Here is an 18,621-nt window from a genome sequence, read left to right on the forward strand (position 1 = left end):
AGTGTAGATGATTTCTCCTCTACTCCTCGAACATATATTTAAAAGGATTTCCCTCTTAAAATCTGTTCTGCAGCTGCCTCATCTGTAATTAATAAATCACTTTTTCCTTGTTTAAAGTATGATTCTATAGCTTCTGCCTTAGAAGTTCCTCCAGCAACCGCAATTACATGATCAATTGATGATAAGTCTTCCAGTTGTAATCCAACTGTTCGTACTTTATGAACAACAGCCCCATCTTGATTGAAATAATATCCGAAGGCTTCACTAACCGCATGATTGGTTATAAGTTTACGCATTGTTTCTTCGGATGTCTTTCTTCGCTTGGCCATTGTATTTGCATCACCTATACCATGAATGACGATGTTCGAACCTTTAATATGTTCTAAAACATCCCTAATCATTGGTTCGTCAATTAATGTTTGGTATGCTGATTCACTTATTGGGTCTGGAACAAATAGTTGACGATACTCACCATTCGCTTTATGCGCCATCTGGGAAACAATACTACTTGCCTGGTTCTCAGCCTTCTCTCCAACCCCACCACGAGCAGGAACAAATAAAATCCGGTGATTTAAGGGAGTCATTACATCGGCAATGGCTGCCATTGTTGTTCCACCAGTTACAGCAATAATGGAACGAGTAGTAACAATCTTTTTAAGATAGGTAACACATGCTTTACCCATTTCCTGTTTTACCCATTCATATTCATCACTGTTTCCAGGGACAATAATAACGTTTCTTACTTTTAACTTTTCCCGAATTTGCTTTTCTAAAACAGATAATCCGACAATTTCCCGCATCATGCCAGATAATTGTTCAAGAACTAATTTGCCCTCTTTTGAAATATACATACCCTTTGACGTTACATCAAGAAGTGCTTGTTTATGTAAAAAATCAACTTCACTTCTGACATATCTTTCCGTCATATTTAAATGATCTGCCAAGCCTCTTCTTCCAATTGGTTCAAAGTTCTCGACAGCTTGTAAAATAAAATAACGTTGTTGCATAATTTTCAAAAGATCTGGCACCAATTTCTGTTGCAATTCAGTAAAAGTTCTCATATAATCCCTTCCTAACTGGACACAATATGTCCCATGCGGTTTTATTATGTCCCAGCTGATTTTAATTATAACATAGTTTAATGAATATACAAATAAAAGATTCATAATCATGACAAACAGTGGAAAAGAACATAAAAAAAGGAAAGACCGTTATTTGTTGGCTTCCCTTTTAAACTCATTTTTTAATAATTCTTCAACTGAGTCATAATTAATTTCCTCACAATTCAATTGTTTTCCGTTTACTTCGATAACTGGAATTAATAATTGGTACTTTTCTAACCAATCGTCATTTGAGTATATATCACGCATTTCTAACTCATAAGGGTAATCTCTTTTGAATGTGGACAAGAGTGCTTCTGCATCCACACATAAAGAACAATTCTCCTTCGTATAAAAGTTAATATGTAACATCATTGTTTTCTCCTTATATTAGTTGATGATGGTATATGTAATTGTTCTCGATATTTCATGACTGTTCTGTGGCAATTTCAATTCCATATTCGTCTTAAAGAGCTTTATGTAATAAAGATAAAGTGTTTTTTAATTCATTAACAGCTACTTGTCCTGGTGCTGAGGCCTTCTTCGCCGCTCCAAATGTTAATGCTGAGCCAAATATTTCACCAGCCAAGCGAGAAATTACACCTTTTCCAGCCATTGACATCGTAATAATCGGGCGATCGGCATAATGTTCTTTCATTTCTCTTGTCGCATCCAATAATGTCAATACATCAGCCGTATTTTTCGGCATAACAGCAATTTTTGGAATATCCCCACCTAGCTCTTGCCCTTTTCGTAATCTGGCTACAATTTCCTCTTTATTTGGAGTTTTATGAAAATCATGATTGGAAATAATCACATACACATGATGGTCATGAGCAACATCAATCAAATGTTTTACATCTTTTTCATCGTTAAACAATTCTACATCTATCATGTCCACTTGCCCGGTTTGAACCATTATACGATTTAATTCCATATAATAAGATGTACTAATTTCCTTTTGTCCGCCTTCTCTTAAACTACGAAACGTGAAAATGATAGGGGTTTGTGGCAATCGTTTTCGTATTTTCTTTAATGCCTCTTTTACTTGATTGATATCTTCAACTTGTTCAAAAAAGTCAACTCGCCATTCCACTACATCGGCCTCAAGAGTAGTAAGATACTTTGCCTCTTCTACTATTTTTTCAACGGTCTCTCCTACAATCGGTACGCAGATTTTCGGCATTCCTTCGCCTATAGTAATATTCTTCACTTTAACTATAGTCATCATTTGGGACTCCTTTTAGTTAGGTTTAATTGATTTTCTCGTTACACCAGTGCTAATCCTACTAAAAAATCTTTCTATTCAGTGAATTGGATCCACATGTTTGAAATCCGTTTGAAAATCACCTTTTTCATAGTAAAATAGCAAGGGAAGAAAACATCTTTTATCCCTTGCTACACTTGACTTCATCTAACGCGCCCAGAGGGATTCGAACCCCCGACAAACCTGGTACCGGAAACCAGTGCTCTATCCAGCTGAGCTATGGGCGCATAATATAAAATTGGACACATATATTATTATAACCTTAACTTTTACTAGATTCAAGTCTTTAATTAATCCATTTACATTGCCAAAAAACTTGACACCTAGTACCTATGTGACCTCTTTTACAAAATTATGAATTTACATTATAATATCCTTAACTTATCAAAGAGAAAGAGGATTAAAATGGGATTAAATAATGTTTCTCTCAGAGAACAAAATATTGTGCTTATCGGATTTATGGGAGCAGGAAAAACAACAATCGGTAAAGCTGTTGCAAGAAAACTTTATCGCGATTTCATTGATATAGACGAAGAAATCGAAAAACAATTCAACATGCCTACCCCCCAAATATTCCAGGTATTTGGGGAAAAAACATTCCGTGAAAAAGAAAAAGAAATCATTCAGGATTTTTGTAAAAATCAAAGACTCAAAATTATTTCACTTGGTGGTGGCGCATTTTTACAAGAAGAAATAAAAGAGACTTGCTTAGCTAATTCTATCGTATTCTACCTTTCGTTATCTTGGGAATCATGGAAAGAAAGAATCAGTATGATAATAGATAATCGACCGGTTCTTCAAGGAAAGAATTATGAAGAAATGAAAGAACTATTTGAAAAAAGACAGCCAATATACGAAGAACATCATTCCAAAGTAGCAACGGACAAGCAAAATGTCGAAGAAATAGCAGATTATATTGTATCCTCATTAAAAACAGCTTGGGATATTTATGAACCAAATCGTTAAATAAAATTTTAGGGAAAGAAAAGTAGAAATATACTTTCTTTTTTTTAGCGGGAAAGTATAACATCTTTCCCGTCTGGGGCTCCGATTACTCGCCCCACCTTAAAGAATTGCATAAGTGCAACTAAGGCATTCGCTAAAGCCTAGCGAATGCCAAGTTTTCTAATGAAGCCATAAAGAAAACTTCCATCAGTGGTTTTTTCCTTCATCCCCCACTGATGGTTAGTCGCACTTATCGGACCTTTCTCCCACCTACCTTCTTTGTTCCCCGGAAGCTTGAGGTGGGATAATAGTCAATAATGATAAAATGAAGGGATTTCAAACTTTCCAATGGTTTATTTGGTTTATTAAATAAAATTATGGGAAAAATGGAAAGTGTATCCAATTTGTCGAACGTTTTTGTTTGACCTTCATTGACCATTGAGCTATTATGGAAATATAACATTTTGGCTAAACTATTGTTATTAAGGGAGGATTTACTATGAATTTAGTACCTACAGTTATTGAACAAACTAATCGTGGTGAACGTGCATATGATATTTACTCACGCTTATTGAAAGACCGTATCATTTTACTTGGAAGCGGAATCGATGATAATGTGTCAAACTCCATTGTTGCACAATTATTATTCTTAGAAGCTGAAGATCCAGAGAAAGATATTTCATTATATATTAACTCACCAGGTGGTTCTATTACTGCTGGGATGGCAATTTATGATACGATGAACTTTATTAAACCAGATGTATCCACTATCTGTATTGGAATGGCTGCTTCTATGGGAGCATTCTTACTTGCAGCGGGGGAAAAAGGAAAACGATATGCCCTACCAAATAGTGAAATTATGATTCACCAACCATTAGGTGGAGCACAGGGGCAAGCAACCGACATTGAAATTCATGCAAGACGTATTATAGAAATCAAAAAACGCATGAACGAAATCCTTGCTGAGAAGACTGGACAGCCTCTAGAAGTAGTAGAACGTGATACGGAACGTGATAACTTCTTGACTGCTCCACAATCCGTTGAATATGGATTAATTGACAAAATTCTAGAACGTCAATCAGAAAAATAATAGATATAAAAACTCCCTTTCAACTTTTCGAAAGGGAGTTTTTATATCTTATTTTTTGGAAACAAATTCACATAAATGATCAATTGCATTTTCTTCATCAGGACCATCCGCAATTAATTTAATTTCTTCTCCACATGCAATAGCTAAACTCATAAGCCCCATTATACTTTTGGCATTTACTTTCTTACTATCTTTCTCTAAAAATAAATGCGCTGCATAGCGGTTTGCTTCTTGAACAAATTGTGCCGCTGGTCTAGCTTGTAGACCCGACTCTATTTCTACCTTTATCTGTTTTTCAATCAAACTTCTCATCCTCCCAATTGAGTAAGCGCTAACATTGTTTTTCTTTTGTACCATCCCATGTTGCTAACTATCTAAAAAATTAAATTTTATACTGTAAATTACATGTATTATATCATATGTAAAGTTAAAAGGAAAATATCCCCTTTTAACTTTAATATAATCAGAATACACTATTAGCTGGTGACTTATGTAGATAAGATAGTATCATACTTTCTTATCCGCTAAACAAATTCACCTTGCTTGATTTTTTCTGCAAACTCATCTATCTTTTTAAGGCGGTGATTTACACCAGATTTGGAAATCTTTCCACTTCCAACTAATTCCCCTAATTCTTTTAACGAGACATCTTGGTGCTCGACCCGTAACTTAGCAATCTCTTGCAATTTTTCTGGAAGCTTATCCAGACCAACTGTGTTTTCTATAAGTTTTATATTCTCTATCTGACGGAAAGCTGCTCCAATCGTTTTATTTAAATTCGCAGTTTCACAATTCACTAATCGATTAACGGAATTTCGCATATCCCTTACAATTCGAACATCCTCAAATTTAAATAATGCATTATGTGCTCCTATTATTCCTAGAAACTCAGTAATTTTTTCTGCTTCCTTCATATAGACAATATAACCTTTTTTCCGTTCTAACGTTCTTGAACGTAAACCATATGAATTAAGTAATTCGAATAACTCATTATTATGATCCTCATAATTATTAAAAATCTCTAAATGATAAGATGATGTTTCGGGATTATTAATGGAACCACCAGCTAAAAATGCACCACGTAAATAGGCACGTTTACAACAAGATTTAGATAAGTATTTATCAGATATCGTTCTTACAACCGTATATGAATCCTTTAAAATTCCTAACTCCATTAAGAATTCACGTACCTTCTCCTTTAAGCGAACAATGTAAACATTATTTTTCTTAAGCTTCATTTTCTTTCTAACAAGTAGCTCTACTGGTGGATCATAATTTGCTTTTATAAGCGTGTATATTCTTCGAGCGATTGCAGCATTTTCAGTTTGAACATCTAACGTGTATTGTAACCTATTGACAGAAATAACACCGTTCATCCGAATTAATGCAGTTAATTCAGCTTGTTTACAACATTCATCAACTTCTAGGCTTGTCAGTTCTTTCTTTATTTCTGAAGCAAAGGACATCGTAATCCCCTCCCTTCCTTTTAAGAGGTTGTTCAAAAAGTCCGGTGAAAATGACGCTTCGCATTTCTAGTTGGTAATAGCAGCGTTGCAATAAAACGTTACGCATTTAGCCGACCACGGTCCTTTTTGAACTCGCATTTTATCCCAATTATTTGTCGATGATCGAAAATAATAGCTTTGCAATTTTTTCTTTATCATGTCTTACGGTCTTATTTGAATGATTAATAATATCTCCTTCAATAATCTCCAATCCCATATCGACCAATTTTTCAATATCGTATACAACTGGTTCAGCATTTTCTTCTGCATAAATCGCACGAATCGATTGTTCGATAGGTTCGTTATGTACAACAATAGAGTCAACACATCCAGTACCAATATGATTCTGAATTGCTTGAATATGATCAGATGCGGTAAAACCAGTAGTTTCCCCAGGTTGCGTCATAACGTTACAAATATAAACAACTTTCCCTTGCGTTTCCCTTAATGCAACATCAATTTGCGGGATAATTAAATTGGGCATGATGCTTGTAAATAAACTACCTGGAGAAATAATGACTAAATCAGCATTCTCGATTGCACGTACAGCATTAGGAAGTGGCTTAATCGGGTTTGGCTCCAAAAATACACGTTCAATTTTTTTATTTGCTTTAGGTATATTGGACTCTCCACAAACATATGTCCCATCCGTGAACTTAGCATGTAAAGTCATATTTTGGTTAGAAATCGGGAAAATATCTCCCTTTACATTGAGTACTCTTGAAATTTCTTGTATTCCATCATAAAAATCACCAGTAATGGAGGTCATTGCGGCTAAGAGTAAATTTCCTAGTGAATGACCTGATAAACCATTACCATCAGAAAAACGATGTTGAAAAAGATCAAGTAACATAGGTTCCGCATCAGACAACGCTGCAATTACATTTCTTATATCACCTGGGGCAGGGATTGCCATTTCGCTTCGAATTCTTCCTGTACTACCACCGTCATCAGCAACGGTAACTAGTGCTGTGAGATCAATTGGCAAATTTTTTAAACCTCTAAGAAGAACCGGCATACCAGTTCCGCCCCCAATGACAACTACACGTGGTTGCTCTTTCTTCATCATGTTAGGAGTTTCCCTTTCTTTTATCAATATCGCGATGACTTACATGTGTTATATAGCTAGAGGATAGTTCTTTACCGAAGTATTCCGCTAATGCTACGGAACGATGTTGTCCGCCTGTACAACCGATACCTATGACTAATTGTGTTTTTCCTTCTTTTTTATATTGAGGGAGCATAAACCGTAATAGATCTAAAACTTTTTCAATAAATGTTTGTGTCTCAGACCACTTAAATACGTAGGAAGAAACCTCTTGATTCAAACCTGTTAACGGTCGTAAATTACCTACATAATGAGGATTTGGTAAAAACCTCACGTCGAATACAAGATCCGCATCAATTGGTATTCCATGTTTAAATCCAAAAGAAACCATATGCACAGAGAAAATTTCTTGTTCCTCTTCGGAATATATATTAATAATCTTCTCTCTTAATTCTCTCGGTTTTAAATTTGTTGTATCAATAATTCGTTGAGCTCTACCACGCAGAAGATCTAGAATTTCTCGCTCTTGTCTGATACCATTAAGCGGTAAACTACCAGGATCTAGTGGGTGGGAACGTCTTGTTTCTTTGTATCGACTAACTAATTTTTCATCTTTCGCATCAAGAAATAGAATATGTTCATCTAACCATTCTTCTTTCCCTAAAGATTCCAACGCATCAAATAAGGAGTCAAAAAATTCCCGACCCCTTAAATCCATGACAACTGCAACTTTTTGTATCGTATTAGCGGAATCCTTCATTAATTCTAGAAATTTTGGTAATAAAGTAGGGGGTAAATTATCTACACAGTAATATCCTAGATCTTCAAAACTTTGTACAGCTACTGTTTTACCAGCACCTGACATTCCAGTAATAATGACTAATTTTGTTTCTGTATTTTTATCGCTCATCCTGTATGTCCCCTTTAAAATACCTTAATGGAAGGATTTTTATCATTACGCTAGTTTCATTAATATATTTTATCTTCCTTACATATTATACTATGAATAACACTAAACTTCCATGACAGTAGAGTTTTTGTTTTTTCCTAGTTTTAACAATAATAATCATTTGATGTAGAAAATTGTAATAAGTCTTTTTAGAACAAAAAAATGCACAGGTTTCAAACCTGTGCCAAGTAACTAATCTATTTATAAAAGGGGGTCAATTAGTTATTTTAATTGTACCCCATATTTATTTCACCTGTGTTACAGCAGGATTAAAACTTCGTAAAAATCACAATACCTTATGAATTAGAGACTTTGGATCTTTCTTGCCATTCTTCGACATATTTGATAGCTGATTCTGCAGCAATACTTCCATCGCCGGTAGCTGTCACAATTTGTCTAAGTTGTTTTTCTCGAATATCACCAGCTGCAAAAATTCCCGGTACATTCGTTTCCATATTTTCATTTGTTGGGATATAACCTTCATTATTTGTAATTCCAAGTGATTCGAATGGTGTACTTAATGGCACCATACCGATGTAAATAAATGCTCCATCAGCAGGAAATTCTGTTACTTCACCCGTTTTTGTGTTTTCTAAAGTAATACTGCTCACTTTACCTTCAGGACCGTTAATTTTCTTCACAACGGTATCCCATATGAAATCAATCTTCTCATTATCAAATGCACGATCTTGAAGAATTTTTTGTGCTCTTAGTTCCGAACGACGGTGAATGATGGTAACCTTATTTGCAAAACGTGTCAAATAAACACCTTCTTCAACGGCTGAATCACCACCACCAACGACGACTAGTTCTTTTTCTTTAAAAAATGCACCATCACAAACCGCACAATAAGAAACGCCACGGCCGGCTAGTTCATCTTCACCTTCGACACCGAGTTTTTTATACTCTGCACCTGTTGCAATGATTAATGCTTTTGTCTTATATTCCTTATCGCCAGCTTTGATCGTTTTATAGTCGCCTTCATCTATAATCTCTTTAATATCTCCATAAGCATATTCTGCACCAAACTTTTTAGAGTGATCAAACATTTTGTTAGATAAATCTGGTCCTAAAATATGATCATATCCTGGATAATTTTCGACATCTTCCGTATTAGCCATTTGTCCACCAGGAATTCCCCGCTCGATCATAAGCGTTGATAAGTTTGCACGTGAAGCATATACAGCAGCGGTCATACCAGCAGGACCTGCACCCGCAATAATTACATCATAGATTCGTTCATCGGACATTTTCTTCGCCCCTTTAATCCTATTTATTTAAAGCATGTTCAAAAAAGTCCTTCTTTTGAACTTGCACTTTCAGTCATCTCTAGCTTATTAAAATAAACGCAGTACGTCTATTATTCTGCTCATTGGCTTTTCGGACTTATTTAACAATTCCAAGGCCCTTTTTCCTTAGATAAATGTGGATGTAAGTGACACCCTTCTTTCCATAACTCTATGGATTTAGATGGCTCTCCTAGGTGATAAGCAGTAGTACTGTACCAGCGATAATAAGAGGAGTGATTTTTCACTTTTCCTTTTGCAATTGAGCGAAATCGAAGGTATGCTTCCTCAAAATTTGCAGTACGAGCTAACGTAACCGCTATTTTTAGCTTTTGCTGTTCATGTATTGGGTATACATTACTTATAGCTTGAATAAATGGATCACTTTTTTCGTTTTGACCTAATTCATAATAAAAGATTGCTAAATTCGTTAGGCTATATAATGAAGTTGGGTCTTCTTCAAATAGTTCTAATTCCTTCTGTAAAGCCTCTTCCCTTCGACCTGAAAAGAATAACGCTCGCGCGTAGTCATGTTTTGGAATTTCATGATTCGGAAATAGTTCAACCATTTTTTCTATAACCGGTAATGCCTTATCCCATTCCATCTTTTCCATATAAAAAAAGGCAGTTTCTTGATAAATAAGAAGCTCATCCTCATCTTCTAAATCAAATTCATCCAATTCTTCGTCATCAATTTCAATCAACTCTAATAACTGTTTGGCATCATCACTAAAATCGCCATTTGGTTCTTTATCAAGATATGAAGTTGCATATTTTTTCGCGTCATTTAATAGTCCTAAATGCGCATAATTATTAGCAATTAAATAATAACAATCAATATAATCACTTGATTGTAATACGTTTGTTAATAATTGATTGGCTGCATGATACGCACCAATTTCAGTATATATAATAGACATCTGACATTGATATAATGGTTCATTTGGCTTTTGTTCGACAGCCTTTTTCATCCATTTTAATGCAATATCAAATTTCCGATTACGGAATGCCTCAACACCTTTTGTAAAATAAAAATCACCATCTGGAATATAAGGGACGATATTATTTACTTTATTCTTTTCTTTATTTGTTACATGTGACATGTGTATCCCCCTATTTTTCGAACATACGAAAAAAGTATACCATATATAATCTTCTAAATATATACCTAGTTCTTGGATAATCATTTAAGCCTTTTCGAATACTTGGTGTTACAAATCTAAAAGGACAGCCATAACGGCTGCCCTTTTAGATTTGGATTTAGGTAAAGAGACATTATTCCTTTATTGGGTGTACAGCTTCATAAAGTAATTGATCTAATTCTTTGGTGTACACTTCCTTTTGTTCCTTACTCCATTTTAGAACTTTTTCCATATAATTGATGACAGTTTCTTTATGTTGATGCACCCAATTTATATCAAAGAACAATGCACCTGTTCTCCGGATGAAAAAGTCAATAGGTTTATAAACTAATTCATGTTCAATTCCATAAACAATCATTGCGAACACGTCAGGGTCGATATTTTCCTCCTTAGCTTCCTCAGAGCGGTTTTGATATACATCAAAAACTAAATCTACATTTGTACCATATTTTTGAACAAGTTTTAATGCAGTTTCCTTATCTAAACCTAAGTTTATTCCTTCTCTAACTTTTTGCTCTTTAAAACGGTCGAACCCTTTAGAACCACCTATGTCTCCACCAGATATCGGCATTTTTTCTGTATCAGATTCAGGATAAAGTATTCCTTCTTCTTCCTTTAATTGTTTTACGACTGTGTCGACAGCTTGTTCCGCCATTTTCCGATATCCGGTTAATTTTCCGCCTGCCATGGATATAAGTCCAGAATCTGAGATAAAGATTTCATCTTTCCTAGAGATTTCACTCGGACTATTACCTTTACCTTCTTCCGCAATTAACGGCCGTAATCCAGCCCAACTTGATTCAATATCATTTGGTCCTATATTCAGTGATGGGAACATATAGTTTATTGCCTCAAGTAAATAATCTCTGTCCTTGTCTGTTATTTGTGGATGTGCAATATCACCCTGATAGGTTGTATCCGTTGTTCCGACATATGTTTTATTTTCACGCGGTATTGCAAAAACCATCCGACCATCAGGAGTGTCAAAATATATCGCCTGTTTAAGTGGAAAAACTTCTTTTGGTATTACTAAATGAACACCTTTTGTTAAATGTAATGCTTTTCCTTTTTTAGATCCATCCATTTCTCTTAAATTATCTACCCATGGTCCACCTGCATTAATTACCTTTTTCGCAAATACCTCATGTTTTTCACCAGTAATTTGGTCTTCCACAACTACACCAATTATTTTTTTAGATCCATCGTAAAGTAATTCCACTACTTTTGCATAATTTATTGCATGGACACCTTTTTCAACGGCTTTTTTCATTACTTCAATGGTTAATCGGGCATCATCTGTCTTATATTCCACATAATACCCTGCACCTTTTAGGCCTTGGTCTTTTACTAGTGGTTCTTTTTTCAACGCCTCATCCGCGCTTAACATTTTTCGACGTTCTTGTTTTTTTACGCCAGCAAGAAAGTCATAAACCCGAAGTCCAATATTTGTTGTAAACGGACCAAATGTGCCACCTTTATGAAATGGGAGCATCATCCATTCTGGTGTTGTTACATGTGGCCCATTTTCATAAACAATCGCTCTTTCTTTCCCAACTTCGGCTACAATTTTTATTTCAAATTGTTTTAAATAACGAAGACCACCATGAACAAGTTTCGTGGAACGACTTGAAGTACCTGCAGCGAAATCTTGCATCTCAACTAGTCCCGTTTTTAATCCTCTTGTTACAGCATCCAATGAAATTCCTGCTCCAGTAATCCCACCACCAATTACTAAAAGATCTAATTTTTCTTTTTCTAGATTATGAAATATATCTTCACGTTTATAGCTTGAAAAGTTATTCATTGTCTACACTCCTTATAGGTAGTATTACCAATTTTGAAAAACTCTACCCAAAAAAAGAACCACAAACAGACTAATGCCATTGCATTAGTTGCTTGCGGTTCTCCATCTCTCCGAGCAGATTATTAACTTACCATTAGTATAGCACCATTTGATATAACATTCAACAGCAATTTCTCTTATATTTGGTACTTAAAAGTCTTTACTACACCTATATACTTCTAAATTACTTAAATACTCTAGTTGCTTCCACTGCTTTCTTCCATCCGGAATACAATTTATTCCTATCTTCTTCATTCATTTGATTTGTAAAAGTACGTTCATTTTTCCATTGTTTAGCAATCTCATCTTTATCTTCCCAAAATCCTATAGCTAAACCAGCTAAATATGCTGCTCCTAGACCGGTGGTTTCTTGTATAGCTGGTCGTTCAACCGGAACACCTAGAATATCACTTTGAAACTGCATCAAGAAATCATTTGCAACAGCACCACCATCAACACGTAGCGTTTTTAGATCCATGCCTGATTCAGAAATCATAACATTTAGGACATCTTTTGATTGATACGCTAGAGATTCCAACGTAGCACGGATGAAATGCTCCTTTGTTGTTCCACGAGTTAAGCCAAATACGGCCCCCCTTGCATTACTATCCCAGTATGGAGTACCTAGTCCAACAAATGCCGGAACCATGTATACTCCGTCCGTAGATTCAACACTCTTTGCATATGCTTCACTTTGTGGGCTAGATTTAATCATTCTCAACCCATCCCGTAGCCATTGTATAGCGGAACCAGCAACAAAAATACTTCCTTCTAATGCGTATTCTATCTTCCCATCAATTCCCCAAGCTAATGTTGTTAATAGCCCCTTTTCGGATACAACGGCTTTTTCACCTGTATTCATTAGCATAAAGCAACCTGTTCCATACGTATTTTTAGCCATTCCCTTTTCAAAGCACGCTTGGCCAAATAATGCTGCTTGTTGGTCACCGGCAATTCCTGCTATTGGAACCTTCTGGCCAAAGAAATGATAATCCACGGTTTTAGCATAGATTTCTGAAGACTGATGTACTTCTGGCAGCATACTTTTTGGAACCGTTAAAATATCTAATAATTCCTCATCCCATTTTAAATCATAAATATTATACATTAATGTTCTGGAAGCATTAGAGTAATCAGTTACATGCACCTTTCCACCAGAAAGTTTGTATATAAGCCAAGTGTCAATTGTACCAAACATTAACTCATTATTTTCGGCCTTCTCTCTAGCTCCATCCACATGATCAAGTATCCATTTTACTTTTGTGCCTGAAAAATATGGATCGATTAATAACCCAGTTTTTTTCCGAATGATATCTTGATAGCCTTGATCAGCTAGCTCTTTACAAATATCTTCTGTTTGTCGCGATTGCCAAACGATTGCATGATAAATTGGTTTACCTGTATTCTTATCCCATACTACTGCAGTTTCTCTTTGGTTCGTAATTCCAATCCCAGCAACTTGTGAAGCTGACACATCTGCTTTTCGTAATACGTCAGAAATACATGCTAAAATACTTGTCCAAATCTCATTGGCATCATGTTCAACCCAACCAGGGTGCGGAAAAAATTGTTCAAACTCTTTTTGTGCTGTCTGAACTATTTCTCCATTATGATTAAATAATATTGCACGTGAACTTGTTGTACCTTGATCTAAAGATAAAATAAACTTCTCACTCATTTGCTACACTCCTAACTAATTGTTTTTAGCTGATATTATTTCTTTCTTTTTCAATTCAATATTTGCAGCGACAATTACTATTAAGGCTACAAAAACACTTAATACCCAGAACATCACGGAAAAATTCCCTAGAAATATCGCATTATAAAATAGGGCGCCATAAACACCACCAATTATTGGACCAAAGACAGGAACCCAAGCATACCCCCAGTCCGATTTACCTTTCCCTGGTATCGGTAGAATTGCATGAGCAATTCTCGGTCCTAGGTCACGAGCCGGGTTAATTGCGTATCCCGTTGTACCACCTAATGACATTCCAATTGCTACAATTAAAGCACCAACAATAATCGGATTTAATCCTTCTGTAATTTCATTTGCACCAATAAACATCAGTCCCATCATTAAGACAAATGTACCAATTATCTCACTAACCAAATTGGATAGAGGGCTTCGTATTGCTGGATCTGTTGCGAACACTCCTAATTTCGCTCCTTTATCCTTTGTTGCCTTCCAATGTGGCAAATAGTTTAGAAAAACAATAACCGCTCCAATAAATGCACCAATCATTTGTGCTGTAATATAAAGTGGGACCTTTGCCCACGGGAATTCACCAGCTGCTGCAAACCCTAATGTTACAGCAGGATTGATATGGGCACCAGTAAATTTACCTACTGCATAAACCCCCATTGTCACAGCAAGACCCCAGCCAATGGTAACCACTACCCAACCAGAATTCTCGGCTTTCGTCTTTTTTAATACTACACCACCTACGACACCTCCACCGAAAATAATAACGATCATAGTTCCTATAAGTTCAGCCAGAAATTCTGACATTTCTACCATACCTCCGTTTCTTAGATGTATCTATAAGCAAGTTATGTTATTTTGAAAAACTTTATTCACTCGTCCTTTAACGAATCCATAATGTTTTTCCTACAGAGAAATATAAAGATTGAACTTATTAATCCTTTTGTTTTACTTGAAACGTTAAAATGTTAGCGTCGCTTGCTAAATTTCCCTAACGTGAAATAAAAAGAGCCCACACTAATTATTCATACCCTTTTTTTATAAAAGTACGATAAACGTGTGGGACTCCATTTCTCCGTCACAATATTAACTTATGTTTAGATGTTACTACACACTGAAAACGTTGTCAATGATAAAATATTATTTCTTATTATGATAAATGCCATAAATTCTTTCTTGAAGTTGAAACAGCAATTGCTCCTGCATCATACGCTGCCTTTACATCATTTGAGCTTGTTACTAACCCTCCCGCTATGATAGGAAGATTTGTTTTATCATAAATTTGTTTAATGATGCTTGGCATGATACCTGGAAGCACCTCAACACAATCGGGTTTAATACGATTAATCAATTTCAAATTATTTTCAAGTGCGATACTATCTAACAAAAACATACGTTGAATCGCTAATAATTGGTGTTTTTTTGCTAACGTAACCACATTTCCTCTGGTAGATAAAATACCATCTGGTTTCATTTCATGTACCAAAAATTCCATTCCATAGTCATCTGACTTTAGGCCATGGATTAAATCAAAATGAACAAGCACATTTTTATTTGCCTTTTTCGCATAATGTATCATACTCTTCAATTGACTAATTCTAGTTTCTAAAAAAACAACTGTGTCAAATGGTGTCTCAATGGCTAATTCAAATTCTTTCATTTTTCTTACTGCTGGTATAATACCAGTAGGAATTTCCAACCTTTTCACCTACTCTTCTCTTAAGCTAACTTTTCTTTTTTCCATTTCCTCTTTTGTATAAATAATTTTCATTGGGTTCCCTCCAACGAATGCACCTTCAGGGACATCTTTATGAACAACTGATCCTGCAGAGACAATGGCACGGTCGCCGATGGTCACTCCAGGAAGAATGGTAGAATTTGCTCCGATCATAACTTCATCACCAATGATGACCTCTCCCACACGATATTCATCAATTAAATATTCATGCGCTAAAATAGTTGAGTTATATCCGATAATACTATTTTTACCGACCGTGATTTTTTCGGGATACATAATGTCTGGGACAACCATAAAGGCAAAGGCTGTTTTATCGCCAATTTTCATATGCAACAACATGCGGTACATCCAGTTCTTTAAACGCATAAACGGGGTATATCTTCCAATAATGATAACAACCGTATTTTTAAATACTTTAAAGAAAGAAATCGTTTGATATATTTGCCATAAGGAATTTGAATTCTGTACTGGGTATCGCTTCGTTTTACGCATTTATTCGACTCCTACGATTTTTAATAAATCACGCATATCTTCTAACATATAAGTTGGATTATACTTCATTAACCGCTCTTTTCCTTTAAAGGACCATGCCACTCCTGCTGTTTTCACTCCCGCATTTTTACCTGCTTCAATATCGTGAGAATTATCTCCAACCATTAATGTCGTTGTTGAATCTGCATCTAATTGTTTCATCGCCTTCATCACAGGTTCAGGATGTGGTTTGGAATGTGAAACATCATCAAGTGTCACGATTGTATCGAAATAATCTTCTATACCTACTATACTAAGTCCGCGATGGACACTATCGTTCATTTTCGTTGTCACAATCCCTAGCTGGAAGCCTTTTTCTTTAAGTATATCTAATACTTCTACTACATTCGGAAAAGCCTTTACATAATGATCGTGTTCCCTTAAGTTATGTTCTCGATAAACATCGATCATTTCTTCCACACGGTCTTTATCAATGTTTGAAAAAGTTTCCCTTAATGGTGGTCCATTAAACTCTATAATTTCCTCTCTTGTATAAGGTAAATTATAATGTTTAAACGTATGGGTAAAAGAAGCAATGATTAGTTCATTTGTATCAATTAATGTTCCGTCTAAATCAAATAGTATGGTATGTATGCTCATTTTCTCTTTCCTTTCTAGAATGTTTATTCATAACTAAAGCAACACACATAGTTAAAAGGATTGCTGTAGTCAATCGAATTACTAACAGTGGCCAGACCGGGATTCCTAATGGGATAAAAACCAACGTATCTTCAACTACTGCATGACATGAAACAAGAAATATAATCGCTAAGTACATATCTTTCTTAGATACCCCATCCTCTTTCACCGCCTGAATCATTAAACCTGCTCCATATGCTAAGCCTATTGTAAGCCCTGCTACCATCGTCATTGATGTATTCTTGTTCATTCCAAGCACTTTCATGAAAGGAGCAAAAGCGTTGGATAATTTATTTAACCACCCTTTTTCACGTAATATCTGCGTGAAAATCATTAATGGTATCACGATTGCAGCTAATTGAATAATCGCCAAAATTGAAGTTTGTATACCATGGAAGATGATTTCGCCCCATCCATTAGGTTCCTCTGTTGCCGCTATAAACCCATATTGTGCAGCTTGTGATCCACCACTCCAAAACAAGTTGATAATAACCGCAGAAAGTACCGCTAACCCAAGACGGATACTGACAATAATCCACCATTTAATTCCAACTTTAGTAGCTACAGCAGATTCAATGAGTAAATTATGAGAGAACGAAAGCATCATAGCCATAATAAATACTTCTTTTACAGTAAAATCAAACGAAATAATTGCCCCAATTCCTGCGTACAAATTTAAAAAGTTCCCAAGCACTAAAGGAACTGCTGCCTCTCCTGATAAACCTATAAGGCCCATCACCGGCTCTAATATATTGATTAGCCATGGGAGTAAAGGAGTAAACTGTAAAATGGTAACAATTAATGTAACTGGAAAGATTACCTTCCCTAATGTCCATCCGGTTATTAATCCTTGTATAAAACCGCGTTTTAAAATACCTGTCATACGCAATCTCCTTTACGTTAATGTTAATCCATTTATTTTTTCTTCCTTAAAAGATTTGTATGAAGTGCAATTAAGGCATTCGCCTAAAAGCTTGACGAATGCCAAGTACTCTAACCTTTTTTCTTTTTATTATTGGGAATATCATTGTATCTGATAGTTGTCGTTTTTCGTCGGTAAATGATCAATAGAATTGCTGTAACAATAGCAATGACAGAAACTATTTGGGCTGTTCTCCATTCACCAATAACATATAAACTATCCGTTCTCATACCCTCGATAAAATAGCGTCCAATCGAATAGCCAATGACATACGTTAAGAATACTTCCCCACGTAATGGATTGTATCTTCTTAATATAATAAGTAAAACAAAGATTAAAATGTTCCACAATGATTCATACAAAAATGTTGGATGGTAGGTAACCCCATTAATTGTCATTTGATTTATAATAAAATCCGGGACAATATCATAAATAATGGACCCATCAGGGAGTGGGCCACCATGAGCTTCTTGGTTCATAAAATTTCCCCAACGTCCAATTGCCTGAGCGAGAATCAAACTTGGAGCTACGATATCAGCCAATTGCCAAAAAGGTATCTTCCTAGCACGCGAAAAGACGATTGCAGTTAATACTCCCCCAATAATAGCACCATGAATAGCTATACCGCCTTCCCAAATTGCAAACACTTTCCAGAATGGACCATTCGCGTAACGTTCACTCCATTCAAACGTAACATAATAAATTCTTGCACAAATAATCGCTATAGGTACCGCATAAACAATGAAGTCGATTAGCAGTTCTTTATTTAGACCAAGGCGATCCGCTTCTTTCATAGCTAGCCATAGTCCCAATCCAGCACCTACTGCAATGATTACCCCATACCAATAAATGGTTAACGGGCCAATTTCTATAAATACTCTATTTAATGGTGCAGTTAAGATCATTTTTAA

At 35.6% G+C, this 18,621-nt stretch carries 19 protein-coding genes, 1 tRNA gene and 1 pseudogene; 2 read left to right on the plus strand and 19 right to left on the minus strand.

All coding sequences use genetic code 11. The features are described 5' to 3' along the window. Window positions 1-38: 38 nt before the first annotated feature. The 5 genes and pseudogenes from ACFQ18_RS00675 to ACFQ18_RS00695 all read right to left on the minus strand — a co-directional run bounded on the left by ACFQ18_RS00675 (window position 39) and on the right by ACFQ18_RS00695 (window position 2,594). Window positions 39-1,061 (minus strand): sugar-binding transcriptional regulator, encoded by a 1,023-nt coding sequence (locus ACFQ18_RS00675; RefSeq protein ID WP_060667572.1) that lies wholly within the window; start codon window positions 1,059-1,061, stop codon window positions 39-41. 150 nt (window positions 1,062-1,211) lie between these two features. Next, window positions 1,212-1,475 carry a glutaredoxin family protein gene (locus tag ACFQ18_RS00680; protein ID WP_338111354.1) on the minus strand — a complete coding sequence of 88 codons (264 nt, stop codon included), beginning with the start codon at window positions 1,473-1,475 and terminating at the stop codon, window positions 1,212-1,214. Continuing rightward, window positions 1,472-1,540, minus strand: a pseudogene (locus ACFQ18_RS00685) (hypothetical protein); the annotation flags it as partial. The pseudogene ACFQ18_RS00685 and the gene ACFQ18_RS00680, both read right to left, overlap by 4 nt. 26 nt (window positions 1,541-1,566) lie before the next feature. Continuing rightward, on the minus strand, window positions 1,567-2,331 hold the full coding sequence (aroD, locus tag ACFQ18_RS00690) for a type I 3-dehydroquinate dehydratase (RefSeq protein WP_204797635.1): 765 nt from the start codon (window positions 2,329-2,331) through the stop codon (window positions 1,567-1,569). 187 nt (window positions 2,332-2,518) lie between these two features. Continuing rightward, window positions 2,519-2,594: transfer RNA gene (locus ACFQ18_RS00695), tRNA-Arg, on the minus strand. A gap of 178 nt (window positions 2,595-2,772) precedes the next feature. Between ACFQ18_RS00695 and ACFQ18_RS00700 the strand changes: the two genes are divergently transcribed. Together ACFQ18_RS00700 and clpP are read left to right on the plus strand one after the other, a co-directional pair. Further along, entirely contained in the window at window positions 2,773-3,333 is a 561-nt protein-coding gene (locus tag ACFQ18_RS00700; protein ID WP_204797636.1) for a shikimate kinase, read from the plus strand. A 478-nt stretch (window positions 3,334-3,811) separates the two neighbouring features. Further along, window positions 3,812-4,402, plus strand: coding sequence for an ATP-dependent Clp endopeptidase proteolytic subunit ClpP (gene clpP, locus ACFQ18_RS00705; RefSeq protein ID WP_047184718.1), 591 nt, complete (start codon window positions 3,812-3,814; stop codon window positions 4,400-4,402). 48 nt (window positions 4,403-4,450) lie between these two features. Here clpP and ACFQ18_RS00710 read toward each other — a convergent pair whose 3' ends face one another. The 14 genes from ACFQ18_RS00710 to lgt form a co-directional block, all read right to left on the minus strand. Further along, window positions 4,451-4,705, minus strand: coding sequence for an HPr family phosphocarrier protein (locus tag ACFQ18_RS00710; protein WP_047184719.1), 255 nt, complete (start codon window positions 4,703-4,705; stop codon window positions 4,451-4,453). A 221-nt stretch (window positions 4,706-4,926) separates the two neighbouring features. Then, a complete protein-coding gene (gene whiA, locus ACFQ18_RS00715; RefSeq protein ID WP_047184720.1) occupies window positions 4,927-5,868 on the minus strand; it encodes a DNA-binding protein WhiA in 942 nt (313 codons plus the stop codon). Between the two features lie 148 nt (window positions 5,869-6,016). Further along, window positions 6,017-6,976, minus strand: coding sequence for a gluconeogenesis factor YvcK family protein (locus ACFQ18_RS00720; protein ID WP_047184721.1), 960 nt, complete (start codon window positions 6,974-6,976; stop codon window positions 6,017-6,019). A 1-nt stretch (window position 6,977) separates the two neighbouring features. After that, entirely contained in the window at window positions 6,978-7,865 is an 888-nt protein-coding gene (gene rapZ, locus ACFQ18_RS00725) for an RNase adapter RapZ (protein WP_047184722.1), read from the minus strand. Window positions 7,866-8,200: 335 nt separating this feature from the next. Then, window positions 8,201-9,154: a thioredoxin-disulfide reductase gene (gene trxB, locus ACFQ18_RS00730; RefSeq protein ID WP_047184723.1), complete on the minus strand. Its 954-nt coding sequence runs from the start codon at window positions 9,152-9,154 to the stop codon at window positions 8,201-8,203. Window positions 9,155-9,294: 140 nt separating this feature from the next. After that, on the minus strand, window positions 9,295-10,293 hold the full coding sequence (locus ACFQ18_RS00735) for a tetratricopeptide repeat protein (RefSeq protein WP_047184724.1): 999 nt from the start codon (window positions 10,291-10,293) through the stop codon (window positions 9,295-9,297). A gap of 172 nt (window positions 10,294-10,465) precedes the next feature. After that, the gene (locus ACFQ18_RS00740; protein ID WP_204797637.1) at window positions 10,466-12,136 is read right to left on the minus strand and encodes a glycerol-3-phosphate dehydrogenase/oxidase; all 1,671 of its coding nucleotides are present in this window, start codon (window positions 12,134-12,136) and stop codon (window positions 10,466-10,468) included. A 223-nt stretch (window positions 12,137-12,359) separates the two neighbouring features. Beyond that, window positions 12,360-13,853, minus strand: a complete 1,494-nt coding sequence (glpK, locus tag ACFQ18_RS00745) for a glycerol kinase GlpK (RefSeq protein ID WP_047184726.1) — start codon at window positions 13,851-13,853, stop codon at window positions 12,360-12,362. A gap of 15 nt (window positions 13,854-13,868) precedes the next feature. Beyond that, window positions 13,869-14,687: an MIP/aquaporin family protein gene (locus ACFQ18_RS00750; RefSeq protein WP_047184727.1), complete on the minus strand. Its 819-nt coding sequence runs from the start codon at window positions 14,685-14,687 to the stop codon at window positions 13,869-13,871. 343 nt (window positions 14,688-15,030) lie between these two features. Continuing rightward, window positions 15,031-15,579: a glycerol-3-phosphate responsive antiterminator gene (locus tag ACFQ18_RS00755; protein WP_084824056.1), complete on the minus strand. Its 549-nt coding sequence runs from the start codon at window positions 15,577-15,579 to the stop codon at window positions 15,031-15,033. Between the two features lie 9 nt (window positions 15,580-15,588). Continuing rightward, a complete protein-coding gene (locus ACFQ18_RS00760) occupies window positions 15,589-16,110 on the minus strand; it encodes an acyltransferase (RefSeq protein WP_047184728.1) in 522 nt (173 codons plus the stop codon). Next, window positions 16,111-16,749, minus strand: a complete 639-nt coding sequence (gene ppaX / locus ACFQ18_RS00765; RefSeq protein WP_047184729.1) for a pyrophosphatase PpaX — start codon at window positions 16,747-16,749, stop codon at window positions 16,111-16,113. Further along, window positions 16,724-17,671 (minus strand): nucleoside recognition domain-containing protein, encoded by a 948-nt coding sequence (locus ACFQ18_RS00770; RefSeq protein WP_047184730.1) that lies wholly within the window; start codon window positions 17,669-17,671, stop codon window positions 16,724-16,726. The genes ppaX and ACFQ18_RS00770 overlap by 26 nt, the downstream gene beginning before the upstream one ends. Window positions 17,672-17,781: 110 nt before the next feature. Next, a complete protein-coding gene (lgt, locus tag ACFQ18_RS00775) occupies window positions 17,782-18,615 on the minus strand; it encodes a prolipoprotein diacylglyceryl transferase (protein ID WP_047184731.1) in 834 nt (277 codons plus the stop codon). Between the last annotated feature and the right edge of the window lie 6 nt (window positions 18,616-18,621).

It is taken from the genome of Oceanobacillus caeni (assembly GCF_042678465.1).
GTDB classification, from domain to species: domain Bacteria; phylum Bacillota; class Bacilli; order Bacillales; family Amphibacillaceae; genus Oceanobacillus; species Oceanobacillus caeni.

Bases quoted from the DNA above. Each gene is read 5' to 3' on its own strand.
- ACFQ18_RS00770 (WP_047184730.1), bottom strand. From the start codon at position 17,671: ATGACAGGTATTTTAAAACGCGGTTTTATACAAGGATTAATAACCGGA.
- ppaX (WP_047184729.1), bottom strand. From the start codon at position 16,749: ATGAGCATACATACCATACTATTTGATTTAGACGGAACATTAATTGAT.
- ACFQ18_RS00760 (WP_047184728.1), bottom strand. From the start codon at position 16,110: ATGCGTAAAACGAAGCGATACCCAGTACAGAATTCAAATTCCTTATGG.
- ACFQ18_RS00680 (WP_338111354.1), bottom strand. From the start codon at position 1,475: ATGATGTTACATATTAACTTTTATACGAAGGAGAATTGTTCTTTATGT.
- ACFQ18_RS00735 (WP_047184724.1), bottom strand. From the start codon at position 10,293: ATGTCACATGTAACAAATAAAGAAAAGAATAAAGTAAATAATATCGTC.
- ACFQ18_RS00700 (WP_204797636.1), top strand. From the start codon at position 2,773: ATGGGATTAAATAATGTTTCTCTCAGAGAACAAAATATTGTGCTTATC.
- glpK (WP_047184726.1), bottom strand. From the start codon at position 13,853: ATGAGTGAGAAGTTTATTTTATCTTTAGATCAAGGTACAACAAGTTCA.
- rapZ (WP_047184722.1), bottom strand. From the start codon at position 7,865: ATGAGCGATAAAAATACAGAAACAAAATTAGTCATTATTACTGGAATG.
- ACFQ18_RS00720 (WP_047184721.1), bottom strand. From the start codon at position 6,976: ATGATGAAGAAAGAGCAACCACGTGTAGTTGTCATTGGGGGCGGAACT.
- ACFQ18_RS00750 (WP_047184727.1), bottom strand. From the start codon at position 14,687: ATGTCAGAATTTCTGGCTGAACTTATAGGAACTATGATCGTTATTATT.
- aroD (WP_204797635.1), bottom strand. From the start codon at position 2,331: ATGATGACTATAGTTAAAGTGAAGAATATTACTATAGGCGAAGGAATG.
- ACFQ18_RS00675 (WP_060667572.1), bottom strand. From the start codon at position 1,061: ATGAGAACTTTTACTGAATTGCAACAGAAATTGGTGCCAGATCTTTTG.
- clpP (WP_047184718.1), top strand. From the start codon at position 3,812: ATGAATTTAGTACCTACAGTTATTGAACAAACTAATCGTGGTGAACGT.
- ACFQ18_RS00740 (WP_204797637.1), bottom strand. From the start codon at position 12,136: ATGAATAACTTTTCAAGCTATAAACGTGAAGATATATTTCATAATCTA.
- lgt (WP_047184731.1), bottom strand. From the start codon at position 18,615: ATGATCTTAACTGCACCATTAAATAGAGTATTTATAGAAATTGGCCCG.
- trxB (WP_047184723.1), bottom strand. From the start codon at position 9,154: ATGTCCGATGAACGAATCTATGATGTAATTATTGCGGGTGCAGGTCCT.
- whiA (WP_047184720.1), bottom strand. From the start codon at position 5,868: ATGTCCTTTGCTTCAGAAATAAAGAAAGAACTGACAAGCCTAGAAGTT.